Genomic DNA, 19,797 nt, shown 5'->3' with positions numbered 1-19,797 from the left:
GGCCGGATACCGGGGGCTCAGACGACCGGCAGGTAGACCTTGTTGCCCTGGTCGGCGAACTCGGCCGACTTCTCGGCCATGCCCGCTTCGATGGCCGCCACATCGGTGAGGCCCTGCTTCTCGGCGTATTCGCGCACGTCGGCGGAGATGCGCATGGAGCAGAACTTGGGGCCGCACATGGAGCAGAAATGGGCGGTCTTGGCGGGCTCGGCGGGCAGCGTCTCGTCGTGGTATTCGCGGGCGGTGTCCGGGTCGAGCGAGAGCGCGAACTGGTCGTGCCAGCGGAATTCGAAACGGGCCTTGGACAATTCGTTGTCGCGGTCCTGGGCGTGCGGGTGGCCCTTGGCCAGGTCGGCGGCGTGGGCGGCGATCTTGTAGGTGATCACGCCGACCTTGACGTCGTCGCGGTTGGGCAGGCCCAGATGCTCCTTCGGGGTGACGTAGCAGAGCATGGCGGTGCCCGCCTGGGCGATGATCGCGGCGCCGATGGCCGAGGTGATGTGGTCGTAGGCGGGCGCGATATCGGTGGCCAGCGGGCCCAGGGTGTAGAACGGGGCCTCCTCACAGAGCTCTTCCTCGAGCCGCACGTTCTCCACGATCTTGTGCATGGGCACGTGGCCGGGGCCCTCGATCATCACCTGCACGCCATAGGATTTCGCGATCTTGGTGAGCTCGCCCAGGGTGCGCAGTTCGGCGAACTGGGCCTCGTCGTTGGCGTCGGCGATGGAGCCGGGACGCAGGCCGTCACCGAGGGAGAAGGTGACGTCGTAGCGCGCCAGGATCTCGCACAGTTCGCGGAAGTGCGTGTACAGGAACGATTCCTGGTGGTGGGCCAGACACCACGCGGCCATGATGGACCCGCCGCGCGAGACGATGCCGGTGACGCGCTTGGCCGTGAGCGGGATGTAGCGCAGCAGCACGCCCGCGTGCACGGTCATGTAGTCCACGCCCTGCTCACACTGCTCGATCACGGTGTCGCGGTACAACTCCCAGGTGAGCTTGGTGGGATCGCCGTTCACCTTCTCCAGCGCCTGGTAGATCGGCACGGTGCCGATCGGGACGGGGGAATTGCGCAGAATCCACTCGCGGGTCTCGTGGATGTTCTTGCCGGTGGACAGGTCCATGATGGTGTCGGCGCCCCAGCGCGAGGCCCACACCATCTTCTCGACTTCCTCGGCGATCGAGGACGACACCGCCGAGTTGCCGATATTGGCATTGATCTTGACCAGGAACTTCTTGCCGATGATGGTCGGCTCGAGCTCCGGGTGCCGGTGGTTGGCCGGGATCACCGCGCGACCGGCGGCGACCTCCTCGCGCACCAGTTCCGGCGCGACGCCCTCGCGGGCGGCGATGAAACGCATCTCCGGGGTGACGATGCCCTGGCGCGCCCAGTGCAGCTGGGTGGGTGGGCCGTCGACGGTGGGCCGGTCCCACTCGTCGCGCAGTTTCGGCAGACCGGCCTCGAGATCGATCACCGCCGTGTCGTCGGTGTACGGGCCGGAGGTGTCGAAGACGTCGAAGTGATCGCCGTTGGTGAGGTTGATCCGGCGCACCGGAATACGCAGGCCGTCGACCTCTTTGTAGTGCTTGACGCTGCCCTCGATCGGGCCGGTGGTGACAGACGTGGCTGTGCCCATGGTGGTTCCTCCCTACGCCGGCATTACCCGGTCAGGTTCATACGGTCGACAGCCCTGAACGCCCGAAAATGGGCTAGCCGTCCTCTCAGCCCGCTGGTGCGAGCCCCCGTGCTTGTTGGAGCGCTGGCGCGCTCGAGTTCGCGGCCCCTTATGTCCCGCCGATGGGAGGCCGTTGCTTGCTCCTTCGTCGCCTACGCAACGACCTCCCATCGGCGGGACGGCCGCGAACCGCCGCTGGCGCGGCGAGCCCCTCCTCGAGGTCGGGGCGTGCGTGGCGCTTAGCAGTGTAGGCGTGCGTTCCCGCTCGGCGCTAACGAGCGCCCACCTTTTCCAGCTGTGGTGCCGGAGCCGCGGGTTCCTCCGATTCGTCGAGCCCGAACCTGTTGTGCAGCCTGACCAGTGGCTTGGGTGCCCACCAGTTCCAGCGGCCCATCATCCGCATGAGCGCCGGGGCCAGCAGCCCCCGGATGACGGTCGCGTCGCTGATCACCGCCAGCGCGCAGCCCAGGCCGAACAGCTTCATCATCGACACCCCGGAGCTGGCCACACCCAGGAACACGATGCTCATCAGCAGCGCGGCGGCGGTGAAGATGCGGCCGGTGCGGGCCACGCCCATGGCGACGGCCTCGGTATTGCCCGCGGTGGTCTTGGGACCGGCCAGCCACTCCTCGCGGATGCGGGAGAGCAGGAACACCTCGTAGTCCATGGAGGCGCCGAAGGCGAGGCTGAACATCAGGATGGGCATGGCCAGGTTGAGGGTGCCGGTGGCGGTGAAGCCGAGCAGCCCGGCCAGGTTGCCCTCCTGGAAGATCCACACCATCGCGCCGAAGGTGGCCGCCAGCGAGAGCATGTTCAGCGCCAGCGCCTTCACCGGGAGCACCACGCTGCCGGTGAACAGGAACAGCAGGATGAGCGTGGTGATGGCGATCAGCGCGCCCGCCAGCGGCAGCTTGCCGGTGATCGCGGTGACGGAGTCCTGGTTGAGCGCGGCCGGGCCGGTCAGCAGGGCCTGCGACGGTGCCTCGACGGCGCGCAGGGCGTCGAGCTGGGCGGTGCCCGCGTCGGAGTACGGGTCGAGCCGGGTGCCCACCGAGAGATAGGCGCCCGCCTGCGGGTCCGACATCTCCGGCACGCCCGCGGCCACGCGCAGGCCGTTGCGGTACACGGCGGCGCTGCTGAGCACGGCCGGCACATCGGGCACCTTCGACAGCTCGCGGGCGTAGGCGTCCAGCTGCTCCGGGGTGCCGTGGAACTCCGGCAGCACGACGGTCGCGCTCGCGGCCATATCGGCGTCGAACTCGGTGCGCAGGATGTCACCGACCTGGCGGCTGGCCACGTCGGCGGGCAGCGCGCGGTCATCCGGATAGCCGAACTGCACACCCAGGAACGGCGAGCCGAGCAGCAGCAGGAACGCGGTGGTGGCCAGCGCGATCGGCAGCGGACGCTTCATCACCGCGACCACCAGGCGGTACCAGAAGGTCTGCCGCGGCTCCTTCTCCACGCGCGGCGGCCGCCGGAACAGCTTGCGCAGCGGGCCGCGCAGGTCACCGGCATTGATCCGGTCGCCGACCAGGATGAGCAGGGCGGGCAGCACGATCACGGCCGCCGCCGTGGCCGCCGCGACCACAGCGATGCCCGCGTAGGCGAAGGACTTGAAGAAGTACTGCGGGAACACCAGCAGTGCCGACAGCGACAGCGCCACCACCAGCGCCGAGTACACCACCGTGCGGCCCGCGGTCTGGATGGAGCGGATCACCGCCGCCGTCGGGGTGGCACCGGCGGTGAGTTCCTCGCGGTACCGGCTGACGATGAACAGGCTGTAGTCGATGGCCAGCGCCAGGCCGAGCGCGGTGGTCATGTTCAGCGCGAAGATCGACACATCGGTGAGCGAGGTGAGCACGCGCAGGATGCCCAGCGCGGCCGCGATGGCGAACAGGCCGATCGCCACCGGCAGCGCGGCCGCGACCACACTGCCGAAGACCAGTGCCAGCAGCAGGCCGGTCACCGGGATGGCGATGGCCTCGGCGATCACCAGGTCCTTGCTGATCTGGGTGTTGATATCGGCGAAGGTGGCGCCTAGGCCGCCGGCGCGGATGGTCACCGGGCCGTCGATCTCGAGTTCCTCGCTGAGCTTGCCCGCGCGTTCGGGCAGCTCGGCGTCGTCGCCCTCGATGCTGGCCAGGATCAGCGCGCGCTTGCCGTCGGTGCTGCGCAGCGCCTGGCGCAGGTCGGGGCGGGCGTCCCAGTAGGACTGGACGCCGCTCACCTCGGTGGGATGGGCGCGCAGCTTCGCGACGGCGGCGTCGGCGGCCGCTTCGGCGGCGGGGGAGTCGGGGCCGTCCTCGGCGGTGACGGTGAGGACGAAGTTGGGCTCGCTGCCCGGGAAGTGCTCGCTCAGGTACTGGCTGGCGCGCACCGATTCGAGATCGTCGGTGACGAATCCGCCCGATTTCATATGCGAGTGCACCGTGGCGCCGATCGCGCCACACAACACCATCAGCAACAACGCCACCGCGACCACCAACCGTGGTCGGCCAACGGCGGCGCGGGCGATTCTCGTCAACATCGTCGGGCTCTCTCTCGGTGAACGTCGACCGTCACCGTAGCCCGCACCGAAATACTTCCGAAACCACCTCGGGGCGGAGTAGCACGGAGTACTATCTCCGCCCCTGGGTGGATGCCGGAGCCGTGGTTACCGCCCGCCCGATCCGGTGAAGAGTCCCTCGAGGGCATCCAGGAAAGTGCTCGCCGCGGCGGCGGAGCTGGGCTCGCACGGCACCGGATGCGGACCGCATTCCGCCGAGGCGGGCGCGGCCAGGGGGAGCTGAACGAGGGCGACGGCGATACCGCCGAAGAGGGCCAAACGAAGTTTCATGCGGTCAATGTAGGAGGCGGGCCCGGTTACCCGGCAGACCTGAATTCCTGGGGGCCGGGTTCGTGGGCAGCCAGAATGGTGCCACCGACCGCGCCGAGGCCGATCGGCCTGCCCGCCGTGCCGGGGGCGGTGGCGGTGATGGTCACCTCGTCGCCGTCGGTGAGGAAGGTGTGCGGTGCGTCGCCGACGGTGACGGGTTCGATGCCACCCCAAGATAATTCGATGAAAGATCCGCGCTGGTCCCGTTCCGGACCGGAGATGGTGCCCGAGGCGTAGAGGTCGCCGGGGCGGATCGAGGCGCCGTTGGCGGTGAGGTGGGCCAGCATCTGCGCGGGCGACCAGTACATGCGCGCATACGGTGGACGTGAGACTGTTTCGCCGTTCCAGGTGACGGCCAGGTCGATGTCGAAGCCGTGGTCGTCGGTGCCGAGCAGGTAGGGGAGCGGCTCGGGTTCCTGCGGCGGCAGTGGCACACGCGCCCGTGCCAGTGCGGCCAGCGGAGTGATCCACGCCGACAGGGAAGTCGCGAAAGACTTTCCGAGAAAGGGCCCGAGCGGCTGGTATTCCCACGCCTGGATATCGCGGGCCGACCAGTCGTTCACCAGGGCGACACCGAAGACATGGTCGCCGAAGTCGTCGACGGAGACCGGTTCGCCCTGCCGCGAAGCCGTTCCGACGACGAAACCCAGCTCGGCTTCGATATCGAGCCGCCGTGACGGACCGAATTCCGGTGCACCGGAATCGGTTCGGCGCTGCCCGCACGGCCGGACCACCGGCGTCCCGGAGACTACGACGGTGCCCGCCCTGCCGTGGTAACCCACCGGAAGATGACGCCAATTCGGCAGCAGCGGTTCGGCATCGGGCCGGAACAACCTGCCGAGATTGGTGGCATGGTCGAGGCTGGCATAGAAGTCGACATAGTCGCCGATCCGCACCGGGAGGGCCGTGCGAATCGAATCGAAAGCGTGGACGGCCTCCGCGGGCAGCGGTGAATCCGCCAGTTCACGCAATCTCTCGCGCACCACACGCCAAGAGGTCGGACCCTGGGCGAGAAAGGAATTCAGGTCGGGCTGGGCGAAGGCCGGATCATCCAGGAGGACGGCCAGATCCAGGACGAATTCGCCCAGCCGGACGCCCACCCGGAATTCGCCGCCGGGTGGCGCGAAGATGCCGTAGGGCATGTTCTCCGGACCGAACAGCGAGTCGCCGGGAACCTCGACGCGCACCGTCGCGCGGCTCACCGGCGAGCCTCGGGACCACGCCCCGACCAGGTCCACGCATAATCGGGGTCCTCGCAGGCCAGCGCGCCTTCACCCAGCTGGAGCGGCCGGAAGGTGTCCACCATGACCGCCAGTTCGTCGAAGAACTCCGCGCCGATACTGCGCTCGTAGGCGCCCGGCTGCGGCCCGTGCGCGTATCCGCCCGGATGCACCGAGACCGAACCCTGGGTGATGCCGGAACCCTTGCGCGCCGCGTAATCACCGCCGCAATAGAACATGATCTCGTCGGAATCCACATTCGAGTGGTAGTACGGCACCGGAATCGACAACGGGTGATAGTCCACCTTGCGCGGCACGAAATTACAGACGACGAAATTGCTGCCCTCGAACGCCTGATGCGCGGGCGGGGGCTGATGAATCCGGCCGGTGATCGGCTCGAAATCGGCGATGTCGAAGCGGAAGGGATACAGGCAGCCGTCCCAGCCGACCACATCGAACGGATGCGTCGCGTAGACCAGCCGGGTACCCGCGATCTCGGCGCCCGGCCGGTGCTTCACCAGGACCTCGATCTCGGTGCCCTCGGCGAGCAACGGTTCGGTGGGCCCGTGCAGGTCGCGTTCGCAGTACGGCGAATTCTCCAGCAGCTGGCCGAATTTCGAGAGATAGCGTTTCGGTGGGGTGATGTGACTGGACGCCTCGATGACATAGGTGCGCAGTGGTTCCTCGCCCACGGGCAGCCAGCGATGCGTCGTCGCCCTCGGCATGATCACCTGATCGCCCCGGGTGACCGACAGCGCGCCGAACACGCTCTCCACCACGGCCGCACCGGATTCCACGTACACCAGCTCGTCACCGATGGCATTGCGGTACAGCGGGGAGGCGCCCTTGGCGACCACGTAGGAGATCCGCACATCGGCATTGCCGAGCAGCAGCCTGCGGCCGGTCACCGGGTCGGTGGTGGCGGGAGTGTCACCGGGGAAGAGTTCGGGCAGGCGCAGATGCCGGTGGTGCAGGGGGTGATTGGGGGTGAGCGTCTGGTCGGGGAGCTGCCAGACCGTCGCGTCGACGATGGCGGGCGGCAGGCCACGGTGATAGAGCAGGGAGGAGTCGCCGGAGAAACCCTCCTCGCCCATCAGCTCCTCGTAATAGAGATTGCCGCGCTCGTCGCGATGCTGCGTGTGCCGTTTCGGTGGCACCGCTCCCACGCGCCGGTAGAACATGAGCACACCTCCCGCTTCGCCGCAGGCCGGATGGTCCTGCCACCACGGTACCGCCGCGCGGGTGGCTCAGTCGGTGAACTCGGCGATGACCGGGGCGTGGTCGCTGGCGCCCTTGCCTTTGCGTTCCTCACGGTCGACGTGGGCGTCGGTGACGGTGTCGGCCAGGGCGGGGGAGGCCAGCACGAAGTCGATGCGCATGCCCTCCTTGCGGGGGAAACGCAGCTGGGTGTAGTCCCAGTAGGTGTAGACGCCGGGGCCGGGGGCGAAGGGGCGCATCACATCGCGGTAGCCGGTGTCGAGCATGGCCTGGAAGGCGGCGCGCTCGGGCGCGGAGGTGTGGGTCTTGCCCTCGAACAGGGCGGGCGACCAGACGTCGTCGTCGGTGGGGGCGATGTTCCAGTCGCCGACCAGGGCGATCTTGGCGGCCGGGTCGGTGGTCAGCCAGTCGTTGGCCTGCTCGCGCAGGGTCGAGAGCCAGTCCAGCTTGTAGGCGTAGTGCGGGTCGTCGAGGGCGCGGCCGTTGGGCACGTACAGGCTCCACACCCGCACCCCGCCGCAGGTCGCGCCGATGGCCCGCGACTCGACCACCGGCGACTCGATCAGCGAGTCACCGGCGTTCTTGTCGAAACCGGGCTGGTGCGGAAAAGCGGTCTCGACATCGGTGAGCCCGACCCGCGAGACGATGGCCACGCCGTTCCACTGGTTGATGCCCACATGCGCGACCTCGTAGCCCGCGGCGTCGAACTGCTCGAACGGGAACTGGTCGTCACGGCATTTGGTCTCCTGGATCGCCAGCACGTCGATGTCGTGACGGTCGAGGAAGGCCGTCACCCGGTCGACGCGGGAGCGGATCGAGTTGACGTTCCAGGTGGCCAATCGCACGGATGATTCCCCTTCGATGGGCTAGGCCGTGCCCGGTGGGGCGGCGTAGCGGTAGGTGTGGTGGTCGAGGAAGCCGAGCTCGCGGTAGAGCGCGAGACCGGCGGCATTGCCGACCTCCACCTGCACGTAGGCGTGGGTGGCGCCGTGCTCGGCGCCCCAGCGGATGAGCTCGGCGCACAGCAGCGCGCCCAGTCCGTTGCGCCGGTGCGCGGCGGCCACCGCGACGCAGGTGAGGCCGACCCAGCGGCGGCCGTCGGGTGCGGTGGTCACCGCGCCACGGCCGATGGCGAGGGGTTCGGGCAGGCCGAGGGCGGCGAAGCCGAGCACGCCGTCCTGCACGGCGGTGATGACCGAGACGTCGGGCACGCGCACCGACGGGTCGACGGGGATCTCGCCGCGGTAGCGGTGGGTGGTGAGCCAGCCGTCGTCGGGCGCGGGCGCCACGCGGACCATCGAAGGACCTTGGGGCAGCACGAAATTCGCGATGTCGAGGCCGAGGACGACGGTCTCGCTCCAGGTGTTCCAGCCCGGCGGGACGGGCGCGAGCCGGTCGGGCAGTTGCAGCAGCAGCGGCAGGCCCTGCTCGGTGTACCAGTCGGCGATCCGGTGCATGGTGTCGATCGAGAGCGTCGCGGGGATGCCCGACTCGCCCAGCGGCACCGCGGAATTCGCGCGACCGGTGTACCCGTTGCCCGCGCGCACCAGCCAGCCGTCGATCCACCGGTGCGCGGCACCGGGCCAGGCCAGGGCCGCCGCGGTCTCCAGGTGACGGATCTCCTTGGTGCGAATCGGCCTGGGGCCCAGCGCTTTCAGTGCCACCACCCGATCCGGCGCCACCGACACCAGCTCGCCCTCGGCGGTACGCACCGAAGGCGGCTCCAGCGAGACCAGCTCGCCGATCACATCGGTGAGCGGCTGGGGATAGCCCTCGGGGAGCTGATACCGCATCACGACGCGGCGGCCGAGAGGTATTTCAGTCGTCATGGCCGAAAGGGTCCGGGACCGTGCCGGGGATCCAGCTCAGACCCGGTGTGCCCCAGCCGTTGCGCTTGATCGCCTTCTTGGCCGCGCGGGCGTTGCGGCCGATCAGCACGTCGACGTAGAGGAAGCCGTCGAGGTGGCCCACCTCGTGCTGGAGCATGCGGGCGAAGAAGCCGGTGCCCTCCAGTTCGACCGGGTCGCCGTTCTCGTCGGTGCCGGTGACCTTGGCCCAGTCGGCGCGACCGGTCGGGAACTGCTCGCCGGGGACCGACAGGCAGCCTTCCTCGTCGTCGTCGGGGTCGGGCATGGTCTCGGGGATCGCCGAGGTCTCCAGGACGGGGTTGACCACCACGCCCTTGCGGCGCACCTGGTTGCCCGCGGCGTCGACATCGGGGCAGTCGTAGACGAACAGCCGCTTGCCGACGCCGACCTGGTTGGCCGCGAGGCCGACACCCTTGGATTCGGCGAGCGTGTCGTACATGTCCGCGATCAGCGGGGCCAGCTCCGCGGGCGTCTCCGTCACCTTCGCCGTGGGGTTGTGGAGGACGGGGTCACCGACGATCACGATCGGGAGAATTGCCATGCCGGCCATTATCGCCGCATCCGCGCTCGTGCGAGCGGCGACCCCTGTGGCAGCCGACACCCTGCTGGCCGCTGGTCAACACGCCGGGGTATCGGTCGGACGATCCGGTGGTGGCGTGGTTGAATGATCCGCGACGTGCAAGCGTCATTTTCATCTCGTGATACTCGGCGAGGGAGCAAGATGGACGGCGCAGCGGCTCGCGACATCGAGGAATCGGCGGTCGACGATGAGACCGGCCTGAGTCGCCGTGAGCTCGACATCCTCGACTTCGAGCGCAAATGGTGGAAGTACGCGGGAGCCAAGGAAGACGCGATCCGCGAGCTGTTCGCCATGTCGGCCACCCGGTACTACCAGGTGCTCAACGCGGTCGTCGACAAGGACGAAGCGCTGGCGGCCGACCCGATGCTGGTCAAGCGGCTGCGCAGGCTGCGGGCGAGCAGGCAGAAAGCGCGCGCCGCGCGCCGACTCGGCTTCCAGGTCTGACATGACAGCCACACACACCACGATGCGACTAGGGTTGCGCGGGTGAGCAACCCGAATCCCACCCCCGGCGGCCCACCGCTGCGCGCGCTGGCGATGGTGTTGATCGCGCTGGCCATCGTTTTCGCCGGCCTGGGTGCGATGTCGCTGTCGAACTCCGATGCCGACGCCACCGACGCGGCCGAGCAGACCGAAACCTCCACCACGACCAGCGCGGTCACGCAGGCGCCCGCCACCACCGCGCCGGTGACGACCACCAGCGCGGCCGCCACCCCGACGACGACCACCGCCGCGCCGAGCACCACCACGACCACGCCGACGACCACCCCGGCCGCCGGCGCGAGCGGGGTGGATCAGAGCGTTCCGGTGCGGGTGCTGAACAACAGCCTGGTCGCCGGACTCGCCGCGCGCACCGCGAGCGACCTGACCTCCGCGGGCTGGAGCAATGTCAGTACGGGCAACTACAGCGGCGCGAATCTGACCACCACCACCGTGTTCTACGGCGGCGGCGCCGGCGACAAGGCCGCCGCCACCGAGATCGCGCAGGAGATCGGTGGCACGGTGGCGCCCAAGGAAGGCGACACCTCCCCGGGCGTCGTGGTCGTGCTGACCGGTCGCTGAACGAGGCCCGGCACGCGGTGCCGGGTGCCGCCCCGGCGCTGTGGCATCATCTTGAGCGGTACAGCCCTGTCCACGAAGGAGAGTTCCCCGATGGCCACGTCGACCACTCGTCGCCCGTCCTGGCGCACTGTGACCCCGGTTCTCGCGGTCGCCGTGTTCGGGCTCGCCGCCTGCACCAACAGCCAGGAGTCGACGGACGTCAAGGGGACCACCCCGCCGGTGTGGACCAGCTCGCCCCCGCCCGCGGGCAGCGAAGGCGGACACGGTGGCGGCCACGCCGCGCCGACCACCGAGGGCGGCGATCACGGTGACAGCCACGGCGCTCCCGCCGCGGGCGGTCTGAAGGCCGAGCTCAAGGACGGTTCGGGCGCCGATGTGGGCACCGCGACCATCGTCTCCGAGGGCGGCCACCTGGTCGTCACCGTCGAGGCGCGCAACCTGCAGCCCGGCTTCCACGGCCTGCACTTCCACCAGACCGGCAAGTGCGAGGGCGACTTCGCTTCCGCCGGTGGTCATCTGCAGGTCGGCGCCGCCAACGCGCACCCGGCCAGCGGCGATCTGGCCTCGCTGCAGGTGCTCGGCGACGGCACCGCCAAGCTGGTCACCCAGACCGACGCGATCACCCTGGACCAGGTCAAGGGCAAGGCGCTGATCGTGCACTCGGGTGCCGACAACTTCGGCAACATCCCGCCGCGCTACACCCGCGAGGGTGGCACCGGCCCGGACGAGACCACGCTGTCCACCGGTGACGCGGGCACCCGCGTCGCCTGCGGCGTCGTCGGTTAGCGAGACGCGGATGGCCGGTGCGATCCCCTCGGTGGCGTTTCACGGTTCGCCCCGGCCCACGATCGGGATCGAATGGGAGATCGCGCTCGTCGACAAGGTGACGCGCGATCTGTCCAATACCGCCTCGACGGTGTTCGACGCCGTCGGTGACCTGCGGGCCCACGACGGGACCCAGCAGGTCACCAAGGAACTGCTGCGCAACACCGTCGAACTGGTGACCGGTGTGCACGACACGGTCGGCGGGGCGGTCGAGGATCTGCGCGGCACCATGGACGCGGTGCGCCGGGCCGCCGATCCGCTCGGGGTGGATCTGTTCTGTGCGGGCACCCATCCCTTCGCGCCGTGGTCGACCCAGCAGCTCACCCGCTCGCCGCACTACGACGAGCTGATCGAGCGCACCCAGTGGTGGGGCCGCCAGATGCTGATCTGGGGCGTGCACGTGCACGTGGGAGTCTCGCACCGCGACAAGGTCTTCCCGATCCTGAACTCGCTGCTGCTGTCGTACCCGCATCTGCTCGCGCTCTCGGCGTCCTCGCCGATGTGGTCCGGCGACGACACCGGCTATGCCAGCAATCGCGCGCTGATGTTCCAGCAGCTGCCCACCGCCGGTCTGCCGTTCCAGTTCGAGAACTGGCGCCAGTTCGAGGGTTTCGTGCACGACCAGCTCAAGACCGGGGTGTTCGAGCAGCTCGGCGGCATGCACTGGGACATCCGGCCCGCGCCCAAGTGGGGCACCATCGAGGTGCGGGTGTGCGACGGTCTGTCCAGCCGCGCCGAACTGGCCTCGGTGGCCGCGCTGATCCACTGTCTGGTCGTCGATCTGGAGCGCAGGCTCGACGACGGCGAGGACCTGCCGACGCTGCCGCCGTGGCATGTGCAGGAGAACAAGTGGCGCGCGGCGCGCTACGGACTCGACGCCATCGTGATCGTCGACGACGACAGCAATGAGCGTTTGGTCACAGACGATCTGATGGACCTGCTGACCAGGCTCGAGCCGACGGCCAAGCGGCTCGGCTGCGCCGACGAACTGGCCGCGGTGGCCGAGATTCCCCGGCACGGTGCCTCCTACCAGCGGCAACGTCAGGTGGCGGCGCGTTCGCAGGGCGATCTCGTCGCCGTGGTCGACGCGCTGGTTCGGGAGCTGGATCAGTAGCGTTCAGCTACGCATCCGGGCGGCGTTCACCGGCCGTTTACGATGTTCGGATGCTTGTCGATCATCCACGCATCGTGGCGGGGGGTGGGGCCTTCGGCACTCGCCTGCGCGAACCACGCACACTCGCGATCCTCGCGGTGGGCGCGGTGCTCGTGCTGCTGATCGGACTCCAGGTCGCCGCGTGGCTCAACGGCTTCGACGGTCCGCTGGCGAGTCTGGCCAGGGACTATGTCGGCACGCCGAAATCGATGTCGGTGCCGTGGGCCGGGCTGATCCTCGCGCTGGTCGGGGTGAACGCGCGACGGCGGGTCATCGCGGTGACGGCCGCGATCGGGATCGACGCGGTGTGGGTGGCGCTGCGCCTGCTCGACGGCAAGCCGTTCACCGTCGGCAACGGGCCGACCATCGTGCTCACCGCCCTCGCGGTGATCGCGGCGGTGCGCTGGCAGGGGCGTGAGCGCACCGACGCGCTGAAGGCCGCGGCGCTGGGCGCGCTGCTGGTGCTGGCCACCAAGGTGGGCGATGTGTGGTTGCACGTCACCTCGGCGGTGCATCCGACCGTGCTCGACGAATACCTGGTGCTGGCCGATCACGCGCTCGGTGACCCGTCCTGGGTGGTCGGGCGGGTGCTCGAGGTGCTCGGGCCCGAGGTGTACGCGGTGCTGCACTGGGTCTACATCGAGCTGCCGGTGGCGGCGATCGTGGTCGCGGTGTGGCAGCTGCGCCGGGTGGTGCCGACCGGGCAGTGGCCGAGTCACTATCTCGTGCGCACGTTCCTGGTGCTGGGACTGGTCGGGCCGCTGTTCTATGTGCTGTTCCCGGTGGTCGGGCCGATGTTCGCCTACGGGGCCGACGGCGCCGGATTCCAGGTGGGCAATTTCTGGCCGTCGATGGTGCCGCCGATCGACCGCGACCCGGCCGCGCTGCCCTTCGACGCGTTCACCCCGCGCAACTGCATGCCCTCGATGCACACCGCCTGGGCGCTGTCGCTGTTCCTGCACACCCGCCGCGATGTCGACGGATCGCGCGCGCCCGCCTGGCTGCGCTGGGGCGGGGCGTTCTGGCTGGCCGCGACGGTCGCCGCGACCCTGGGCTTCGGCTATCACTACGGTGTCGATCTGGTGGCGGGCGCGGTGCTGTGCCTGACGGTGGACTCCGCGCTGCGGGCACCCGAGCGCGGCTGGGGGATGTTCCGGGTGCGGCTGGTCGCCTTCGGCGCGATCGTGTTCGCGGGGCTGCTGGTGGCCTACCGGTATCTGGCGGTGCCGATGGCGGAGTATCCGGTGGTGTCGGGCGCGATCGTCATCGGGCTGCTGGCCGCGGTGGCGGTGGCCTTCCACGCCACCTGGTTCGCCGCGGCGCCGGTGCGCCGGACGGAGCCGGTGCCCGCCTAATCGGCTTCGTCGCCTAGTTCGTTGATCCGCAGCAGGCCGTCGCGGTGGCGTTGTTCGCGGTAGGCGGTGCGGCCGATCAGGTGCGCGATCACCGGGGCGGTGATGATGGTGAACAGGCCGGTCAGGACCAGCATCCACACGTTGATGTCGTCGCGGATGTCGATGCCGGTGCCGATCAGCACCAGGATCAGGCCGACGACCTGCGGTTTGGTCGCCGCGTGCATGCGGGTGAGGGTGTCGGGGAAGCGCACGATGCCCAGGGCCGCGGTGAAGGCGAACACGCAGCCGGTGAGGATCAGGATCGCCGAGATCCACTCCCAGAACGTCATCGGTCGTCCCGGACGCGGAAGCGGGAGACGGCGGCCGAGCCGAGGAAACCGACCAGGGCCAGCGCGACGATCGCCGGGATGACGGTGGTGTCACCGCTGTAGGCGGCCCAGACCGCCAGCCCGCAGGCGGCGATGGCCATCAGCGAGTCGATGCCGACCACCCGGTCCAGTGTGCTCGGCCCGGCCAGCACCCGGTAGCTGGTGATCACCGCGGCGGCGACGAGCAGGGCACCGGCGATGACGGCGACGACGGTCACGATTGCACCTCCGATGCGGGGTCGATGCGGCGGCGTTCGCCGGGACGCTCGAAGGTGTCGATCATCAGGCCCTCCAGCCGCCGGGTGATGCGATAGAACTTCTCGACCGCCGCGTCGCTGCCGACATCGAGGACGTGCACGTAGACCACGCAGCGCGGCCGGTCCAGCTCCAGCACCATGGTGCCGGGGATGAGATTGAGCAGGTCGGTGCACATCACCAGCACCAGATCGGACTGGAAGGCCAGATGCACCCGCAGCACCCCGGACACCGGCGGGCCTGAGGGCCGGATGCTGAACCAGGCCACCTGCAGACTCGACTCCAGCGCGTAGTACGTACTGACGACGATCAGCTTCAGGAACGACAGCGGATGGAACCAGCCCGCGACCGGGATCAGCGGCAGCGGCAGCGCGAAGACCACGACCACCGCGACCACCAGCCCGGCGACCACATTGGCGATGCTGAGATCGCCCCACAGCGCCACCCAGACCGTCGTCAGCCAGATCAGGATGCCGATGCGGACGGCGTTGTCGCGGTTGACCAGTCGGCTCATCGCGGCTCCGGTCCCAGAACGGATTCGATGTAGACCGACGGGTCGTGCAGGTCGTCGGCGGCGCGTTCGGCGATGCCGAGCACCGGCCCGGCCAGCACGGTCAGCGCGAGCCCGGCCACGATCAGGCTGATGGTGGCGACGGTCATCAGCACCGGCATGCGGCCGGGATCGGTGCGGTCCTCGTAGTGCACATCGGTCGAATCCTCCACCAGGGTGGGCAGATTCGCCGCCGTGAGATGGCCTTCCGGCGCCTCGGCGCGGGGACGCCAGAACGCCTTGCTCCACACCCGGGCCACCGCGTACAGCGTCAGCAGGCTGGTCACCACCGAGCCGCCGACCAGGACCCAGGCCAGCACCCCGCCGTTGGCGGCGCCCGCCTCCAGCAAGGCCACCTTGCCGATGAAGCCCGAGAACGGGGGGATACCACCGAGATTGAGCGCCGGGATCAGGAACAGCACCGCCAGCAGCGGACTCGCGGTGGCCAGCCCGCCGATCCGGCGCAGCGACACCGATCCGGCCTGCCGCTCGATCAGGCCGACGGCCAGGAACAGCGCGGTCTGCACCAGGATGTGGTGGGCCACGTAGAACACCGCGCCGGTGAGCCCGGCCGTGGTGGCCAGGCCGATGCCGAACATCATGTAGCCGATGTGGCTGACCAGGGTGAACGAGAGCAGGCGGCGGATGTCGTTCTGGGCGATGGCGCCGAGGATGCCGATCAGCATGGTCGCCAGGCCGCAGACCAGCAGGATGTTGTCGAAGGCGCCGTCGGGGAACCACAGACTGTGTGTGCGGATGATCGCGTACACACCGACCTTGGTGAGCAGGCCCGCGAACACGGCGGTCACCGGGGCGGGGGCGGTGGGGTAGGAGTCGGGCAGCCAGCTCGACAGCGGGAACACCGCGGCCTTGATCCCGAAGGCCACCAGCAGCACCGCGTAGCAGGCCGCGCGCACGCCGTCGGGGATGGCCTCCAGCCGCAGCGCCAGCTGCGCGAGATTCAGGGTGCCGGTGGCGCCGTAGGTGAGCGCGATGCCGATCAGGAAGATCAGCGACGACACCATCGACACCATCACATACGCGATGCCGGTGCGGATGCGCTCCTCGGTCGCACCCACCGTGAGCAGCACGAACGAGGCCACCAGCAGCACCTCGAAGCCGACGAACAGGTTGAACAGGTCACCGGCCAGGAACGCCTGCGAGACACCGGCGGTCAGCACCAGGTAGGTGGGCCGGTAGATGGAGGTGGGCTGGTTGTCGTCGCCGTCGGAGATGTTCTGCCCGGCACCGTAGATCGACACCACCAGCAGCACGAACGCCGACACCAGCAGCATGGCGGCGCTGAGCCGGTCGACCACCAGCGTGATGCCGATCGGTGTCGGCCAGCCGCCCACCTGCACCGCGGTGGTGCCGTCGCGGTCGGCCAGGTACAGCAGCAGCGCGCTGATCACCAGCACGCTCGACAGCGCCGTCAGCGAGATCAGCGACTGCAGGCGCGGACGGCGGCCGAAGATCAGGGTGGCCGCGGCGCCGAGCAGCGGCACCAGCACCGGCAGGGCGGCGAGGGTGGGCAGCAGCTCGGAGGACAGGGTCACTGTTCGGGGTCCTCCAGTTCGCGGCGGCTGGCGACCTGGGTGTCCTCGGGGTCGTTGACGACGTCCTCGGTGGTGGTCAGCATGTAGGAGCGGTAGGCCAGGGCGAGCACGAACGCGGCCAGGCCCATGGTGATGACGATGGCGGTGAGCACCATCGCCTGGGCCAGCGGGTCGGCCATGTCGTCGGGGGAGGCGTCCGAACCGCTCAGGATCGGTGGTTTGCCGTCGGGGCCGCCCATGGTGAGGATCAGCAGGTTCACCGCGTTGCCGAGCAGGATCATCCCGAGCAGCATCTTCGAGACCACCCGCTCGAGCAGCAGGTAGACCCCGCACGCGGTGAGCGCGCCGATGGTGATGAGCACAACGAGGTCGGCGGTCATACCAGTTCCTTGTCCAGGCGGGCGCCGAGGCTGCGCAGCACGTCGAGGACCAGCCCGACGACGACCAGGTAGACGCCGAGGTCGAAGAATGTCGCGGTGACCAGCTTGATGTGCCCCAACAGCGGCAGGGTCACCTCGATGATCGCCGAGGACAGCGGCGGCGCGCCCAGCAGCAGCGAGGCGGTCGCGGTGCCCGCGGCCAGGGTGAGACCGGCGCCGAGCAGATGTCCGGCGTCGACCGGTAGCGCCTCGCCGAGTTCGTAGCGGCCGCCCGCCAGGTAGCGCAGGGTCAGCGCGAGCCCGGCGACCAGGCCGCCGGCGAAGCCGCCACCGGGGGCGTTGTGACCGGAGAAGAAGAAGTACACCGACAGCACCATGATGGTGGGGAAGATCAGCCGGGTGGTGATCTGCAGGACCATCGAGCGGTCGCGCCGGTCGACCAGGCGCGCGGCGGACAGCCAGGACACCGCGTCGGGATCGTAGTTCGGCGAGTCGGCCGCGCGCGGCGCGCTGCCGAAGCGGCGGCTGCGGAACACCAGCGAGGCCACGCCGGTGGCGGCCACCACCAGCACCGAGATCTCGCCGAGGGTGTCCCAGGCGCGGATGTCGACCAGCAGCACGTTGACCGCGTTCTTGCCGCCGCCGATCGTGTAGGCCGCCTCGGGGATGGCGTGCCAGATGGGTTCGGCGCGGCGCGCGGCGGTGGCGAAGGCGGCCAGCACCGACACGGTGACGCCGACGCCGATGGCCAGCAGCGCCCGGCGGATCTTGAACGCGGTCGCGTCGTCGTCGGCGATCTCGGCGGGGAAGGCGCGCAGCACCAGCACGAACACCACGAGAGTCAGTGTCTCGACCAGGAATTGGGTCAGGGCCAGGTCGGGCGCGCCGTGCAGCGCGAAGATCACACCGCAGCCGTAACCGGTCACCCCGACGACGAGCACGCTGGCCAAGCGGTTGCGCAGCACCGTCGCGGCCAGCGCCATCGCGATCATGATCGCGCCGACCCCGGCCTGCAACGGCGAATCCCACAGCCGCAGTTCCACACCCGTGCGGGTGCCCGCCGCGAGCAGCACCGTCGGCAGCACGATCAGGGTGCCGAGGATGGCGGCCTGGCTGGCGGGCAGCGAGCCGGACTGCACGGTGCCGGTGATGCGCATCGAGAGCCGGTCCATCGCGCGCAGCGCGCCGTCGTAGGCGCGGTCGGCATTGCCCAGGCGCGGGTGCGCCGGTTCGCCGATCCGCTTGCGGATGAGGAACAGCGCGACACCGGCGGCGATGATGCCCCCGGTGAGCATGAGCGGCCAGGTGAGGTCGTGCCAGAGCGCCAGGTGCAGGTCGAGTCCGCCGGGCAGGGTGGCCGCGTAGGGGCTCAGCCACCGGTCGACGGCCTGCGTGTCGAGCCCGCCCGCCAGCCCGCCCAGCGCGAGCAGCGCGGGCGGCCCGAGCAGCAGCGCGCCGGGCGCGTGCCAGGTGGTGACCACATCGGGCCCTTCGCTGACACCGAAAGCGCCCCAGACGAATCGGATGCTGTAGGCGACCGTGAACGCCGAGCCCACCGCGATCCCGGCCAGCAACGCCAGGCGCGCGGGCAGACTCAGGTTGTCGGCCGACCACACCGCGGTCAGCGCCGTCTCCTTCCCGACGAACCCGAGCAGCGGGGGCAGTGCGGCCATGCTCAGCGCGGCCGCGATCGCGATCGCGGCCAGCACCGGCGCGCGCTTGCCGAGCCCGGACAACCGGCGCAGATCCCGTGTCCCCGCACCGTGATCGATGATGCCGACCACCATGAACAGGCACGCCTTGAACAGCGCGTGCGCCACCAGCAGGGTGATTCCGGCCAGCGCGGCATCGGGGGTGCCGATGGCCATCATCGTGATCAGCAGACCCAGCTGGCTGACCGTCCCGAACGCCAGCACCAGCTTCAGATCGTGCACCTGGATCGCGCGCCAGCCCGCCAGCAGGATCGAGGCCACACCCAGCGGCAGGATCAGCACATGCCACGGCGGGGTCTGCGCGAGCGCGGGCGCCAGCCGGGCGATCAGGTAGATACCGGCCTTCACCATGGCGGCCGCGTGCAGGTAGGCGCTCACCGGGGTGGGCGCGGCCATCGCGCCGGGCAGCCAGAAGTGCAGCGGCACGATCGCGGATTTGCTCAGCGCGCCGATGACGACCAGCACCACGCCCACCGACACCGCGCTCCCGGTCGGTGGCGAGGTCGCGACCAGCACATCCGAGAACAGGAAACTGCCGTAACGCATCCCCAGGATGACGATCCCGACCAGCATCGCCAGCCCGCCCGCCCCGGTCACCAGCAGCGCCTGGATGGCCGCGCGCCTGCTCACCGCCCGTTCGGCGTAGTGGCCGACGAGCAGGAACGACAGGACCGTCGTGATCTCCCAGAACACGTACATCAGCAGCATGTTGTCGCTGGTGACCAGCCCGAACATGGCTCCGGCGAAGCCCATCAGCTCGGCGGCGAAGACACCGAGCCGGGCTTCGTCGCGGCCGAAATACCTCGCGCAGTAGGCCATGATCAGCGCGCCGATGCCGAGCACCAGTGTGCACATCACCGCGGCGAGGGAGTCGAAGCGCAGGTCGATGTCCATCGAGATCTGCGGCGCCCACTCGATCCGGGTGCTGACAGTGGTTCCCCAGTGCGCGACGACCCAGCCGAGACTGCCGAGGGGAACCAGCGCGAGCAGGTAGAAAGCGTTGCGGCCCAGGGCTCGTACGCACAGCGGGGCCAGCAGCGCGGCCAGCGCGTGGACGAGCAGTACGGCGAGCAATCCCCCTCCGGCGGGTCGGTTTGCGGTCGAGTAGCGCGTGCTCGATCCTACGGGCGATCACGGCCGGTCG

19 protein-coding genes and 1 riboswitch are annotated in these 19,797 nt (G+C 69.5%); of the genes, 5 read left to right on the top strand and 14 right to left on the bottom strand.

Translation table 11 applies throughout. From position 1 onward, the window contains the following. Positions 1 to 17: 17 nt before the first annotated feature. The 8 genes from thiC to ACFC06_RS15690 form a co-directional block, all read right to left on the bottom strand. A complete protein-coding gene (gene thiC / locus ACFC06_RS15725; RefSeq protein WP_375930939.1) occupies positions 18 to 1,637 on the bottom strand; it encodes a phosphomethylpyrimidine synthase ThiC in 1,620 nt (539 codons plus the stop codon). After that, positions 1,633 to 1,757: riboswitch (TPP riboswitch) on the bottom strand. Its footprint overlaps the gene before it by 5 nt. 190 nt (positions 1,758 to 1,947) lie before the next feature. Continuing rightward, on the bottom strand, positions 1,948 to 4,149 hold the full coding sequence (locus tag ACFC06_RS15720; protein WP_375930936.1) for an MMPL family transporter: 2,202 nt from the start codon (positions 4,147 to 4,149) through the stop codon (positions 1,948 to 1,950). A 180-nt stretch (positions 4,150 to 4,329) separates the two neighbouring features. Then, positions 4,330 to 4,512: a hypothetical protein gene (locus ACFC06_RS15715; protein WP_375930933.1), complete on the bottom strand. Its 183-nt coding sequence runs from the start codon at positions 4,510 to 4,512 to the stop codon at positions 4,330 to 4,332. Between the two features lie 26 nt (positions 4,513 to 4,538). Further along, positions 4,539 to 5,753 carry a fumarylacetoacetase gene (gene fahA, locus ACFC06_RS15710; RefSeq protein ID WP_375930931.1) on the bottom strand — a complete coding sequence of 405 codons (1,215 nt, stop codon included), beginning with the start codon at positions 5,751 to 5,753 and terminating at the stop codon, positions 4,539 to 4,541. Beyond that, positions 5,750 to 6,952 (bottom strand): homogentisate 1,2-dioxygenase, encoded by a 1,203-nt coding sequence (locus tag ACFC06_RS15705; protein WP_375930929.1) that lies wholly within the window; start codon positions 6,950 to 6,952, stop codon positions 5,750 to 5,752. Before ACFC06_RS15705 ends, fahA begins: the two co-directional genes overlap by 4 nt. A gap of 66 nt (positions 6,953 to 7,018) precedes the next feature. Continuing rightward, the gene (locus tag ACFC06_RS15700; protein WP_375930926.1) at positions 7,019 to 7,834 is read right to left on the bottom strand and encodes an exodeoxyribonuclease III; all 816 of its coding nucleotides are present in this window, start codon (positions 7,832 to 7,834) and stop codon (positions 7,019 to 7,021) included. A gap of 21 nt (positions 7,835 to 7,855) precedes the next feature. After that, positions 7,856 to 8,818 carry a GNAT family N-acetyltransferase gene (locus ACFC06_RS15695; RefSeq protein WP_375930923.1) on the bottom strand — a complete coding sequence of 321 codons (963 nt, stop codon included), beginning with the start codon at positions 8,816 to 8,818 and terminating at the stop codon, positions 7,856 to 7,858. Then, on the bottom strand, positions 8,808 to 9,398 hold the full coding sequence (locus ACFC06_RS15690) for a peptide deformylase (RefSeq protein WP_375930920.1): 591 nt from the start codon (positions 9,396 to 9,398) through the stop codon (positions 8,808 to 8,810). Before ACFC06_RS15690 ends, ACFC06_RS15695 begins: the two co-directional genes overlap by 11 nt. 180 nt (positions 9,399 to 9,578) lie before the next feature. On the opposite strand from ACFC06_RS15690, the gene ACFC06_RS15685 reads away from it, so the two are divergent. The 5 genes from ACFC06_RS15685 (at position 9,579) to ACFC06_RS15665 (ending at position 13,832) form a co-directional block, all read left to right on the top strand. Beyond that, a complete protein-coding gene (locus tag ACFC06_RS15685) occupies positions 9,579 to 9,881 on the top strand; it encodes a DUF3263 domain-containing protein (RefSeq protein WP_336087822.1) in 303 nt (100 codons plus the stop codon). 42 nt (positions 9,882 to 9,923) lie between these two features. Continuing rightward, on the top strand, positions 9,924 to 10,499 hold the full coding sequence (locus tag ACFC06_RS15680; protein ID WP_375930916.1) for a LytR C-terminal domain-containing protein: 576 nt from the start codon (positions 9,924 to 9,926) through the stop codon (positions 10,497 to 10,499). A gap of 90 nt (positions 10,500 to 10,589) precedes the next feature. Next, on the top strand, positions 10,590 to 11,285 hold the full coding sequence (locus ACFC06_RS15675; protein ID WP_375930913.1) for a superoxide dismutase family protein: 696 nt from the start codon (positions 10,590 to 10,592) through the stop codon (positions 11,283 to 11,285). A gap of 10 nt (positions 11,286 to 11,295) precedes the next feature. Further along, positions 11,296 to 12,438, top strand: coding sequence for a glutamate--cysteine ligase (locus tag ACFC06_RS15670; protein ID WP_375930910.1), 1,143 nt, complete (start codon positions 11,296 to 11,298; stop codon positions 12,436 to 12,438). Between the two features lie 50 nt (positions 12,439 to 12,488). Beyond that, complete coding sequence (locus tag ACFC06_RS15665; RefSeq protein ID WP_375930907.1) at positions 12,489 to 13,832, top strand: DUF5933 domain-containing protein; 1,344 nt, start codon at positions 12,489 to 12,491, stop codon at positions 13,830 to 13,832. On the opposite strand, the gene mnhG is transcribed toward ACFC06_RS15665, so the two are convergent. Genes mnhG through ACFC06_RS15635 form a run of 6 tightly spaced genes read right to left on the bottom strand, consistent with a single transcriptional unit; the run spans position 13,829 to position 19,727 of the window. After that, a complete protein-coding gene (gene mnhG / locus ACFC06_RS15660) occupies positions 13,829 to 14,161 on the bottom strand; it encodes a monovalent cation/H(+) antiporter subunit G (RefSeq protein ID WP_375930904.1) in 333 nt (110 codons plus the stop codon). The two genes, ACFC06_RS15665 and mnhG, sit on opposite strands and share 4 nt — an antisense overlap. Next, positions 14,158 to 14,418 (bottom strand): monovalent cation/H+ antiporter complex subunit F, encoded by a 261-nt coding sequence (locus tag ACFC06_RS15655; protein WP_375930901.1) that lies wholly within the window; start codon positions 14,416 to 14,418, stop codon positions 14,158 to 14,160. The genes mnhG and ACFC06_RS15655 overlap by 4 nt, the downstream gene beginning before the upstream one ends. Continuing rightward, positions 14,415 to 14,969, bottom strand: coding sequence for a Na+/H+ antiporter subunit E (locus ACFC06_RS15650; RefSeq protein ID WP_375930898.1), 555 nt, complete (start codon positions 14,967 to 14,969; stop codon positions 14,415 to 14,417). The genes ACFC06_RS15655 and ACFC06_RS15650 overlap by 4 nt, the downstream gene beginning before the upstream one ends. After that, entirely contained in the window at positions 14,966 to 16,561 is a 1,596-nt protein-coding gene (locus tag ACFC06_RS15645) for a Na+/H+ antiporter subunit D (protein ID WP_375930895.1), read from the bottom strand. The genes ACFC06_RS15650 and ACFC06_RS15645 overlap by 4 nt, the downstream gene beginning before the upstream one ends. Next, positions 16,558 to 16,941, bottom strand: a complete 384-nt coding sequence (locus ACFC06_RS15640; protein WP_375930892.1) for a Na(+)/H(+) antiporter subunit C — start codon at positions 16,939 to 16,941, stop codon at positions 16,558 to 16,560. Before ACFC06_RS15640 ends, ACFC06_RS15645 begins: the two co-directional genes overlap by 4 nt. Further along, entirely contained in the window at positions 16,938 to 19,727 is a 2,790-nt protein-coding gene (locus tag ACFC06_RS15635; protein ID WP_375930889.1) for a Na+/H+ antiporter subunit A, read from the bottom strand. The genes ACFC06_RS15640 and ACFC06_RS15635 overlap by 4 nt, the downstream gene beginning before the upstream one ends. Positions 19,728 to 19,797: the final 70 nt, after the last annotated feature.

This window comes from Nocardia sp. NPDC056064 (assembly GCF_042266925.1).
Taxonomy (GTDB): Bacteria; Actinomycetota; Actinomycetes; order Mycobacteriales; family Mycobacteriaceae; genus Nocardia.
Note: the sequence above shows the minus strand (reverse complement) of the source record. Positions and strands in the feature narration are given on the sequence as shown.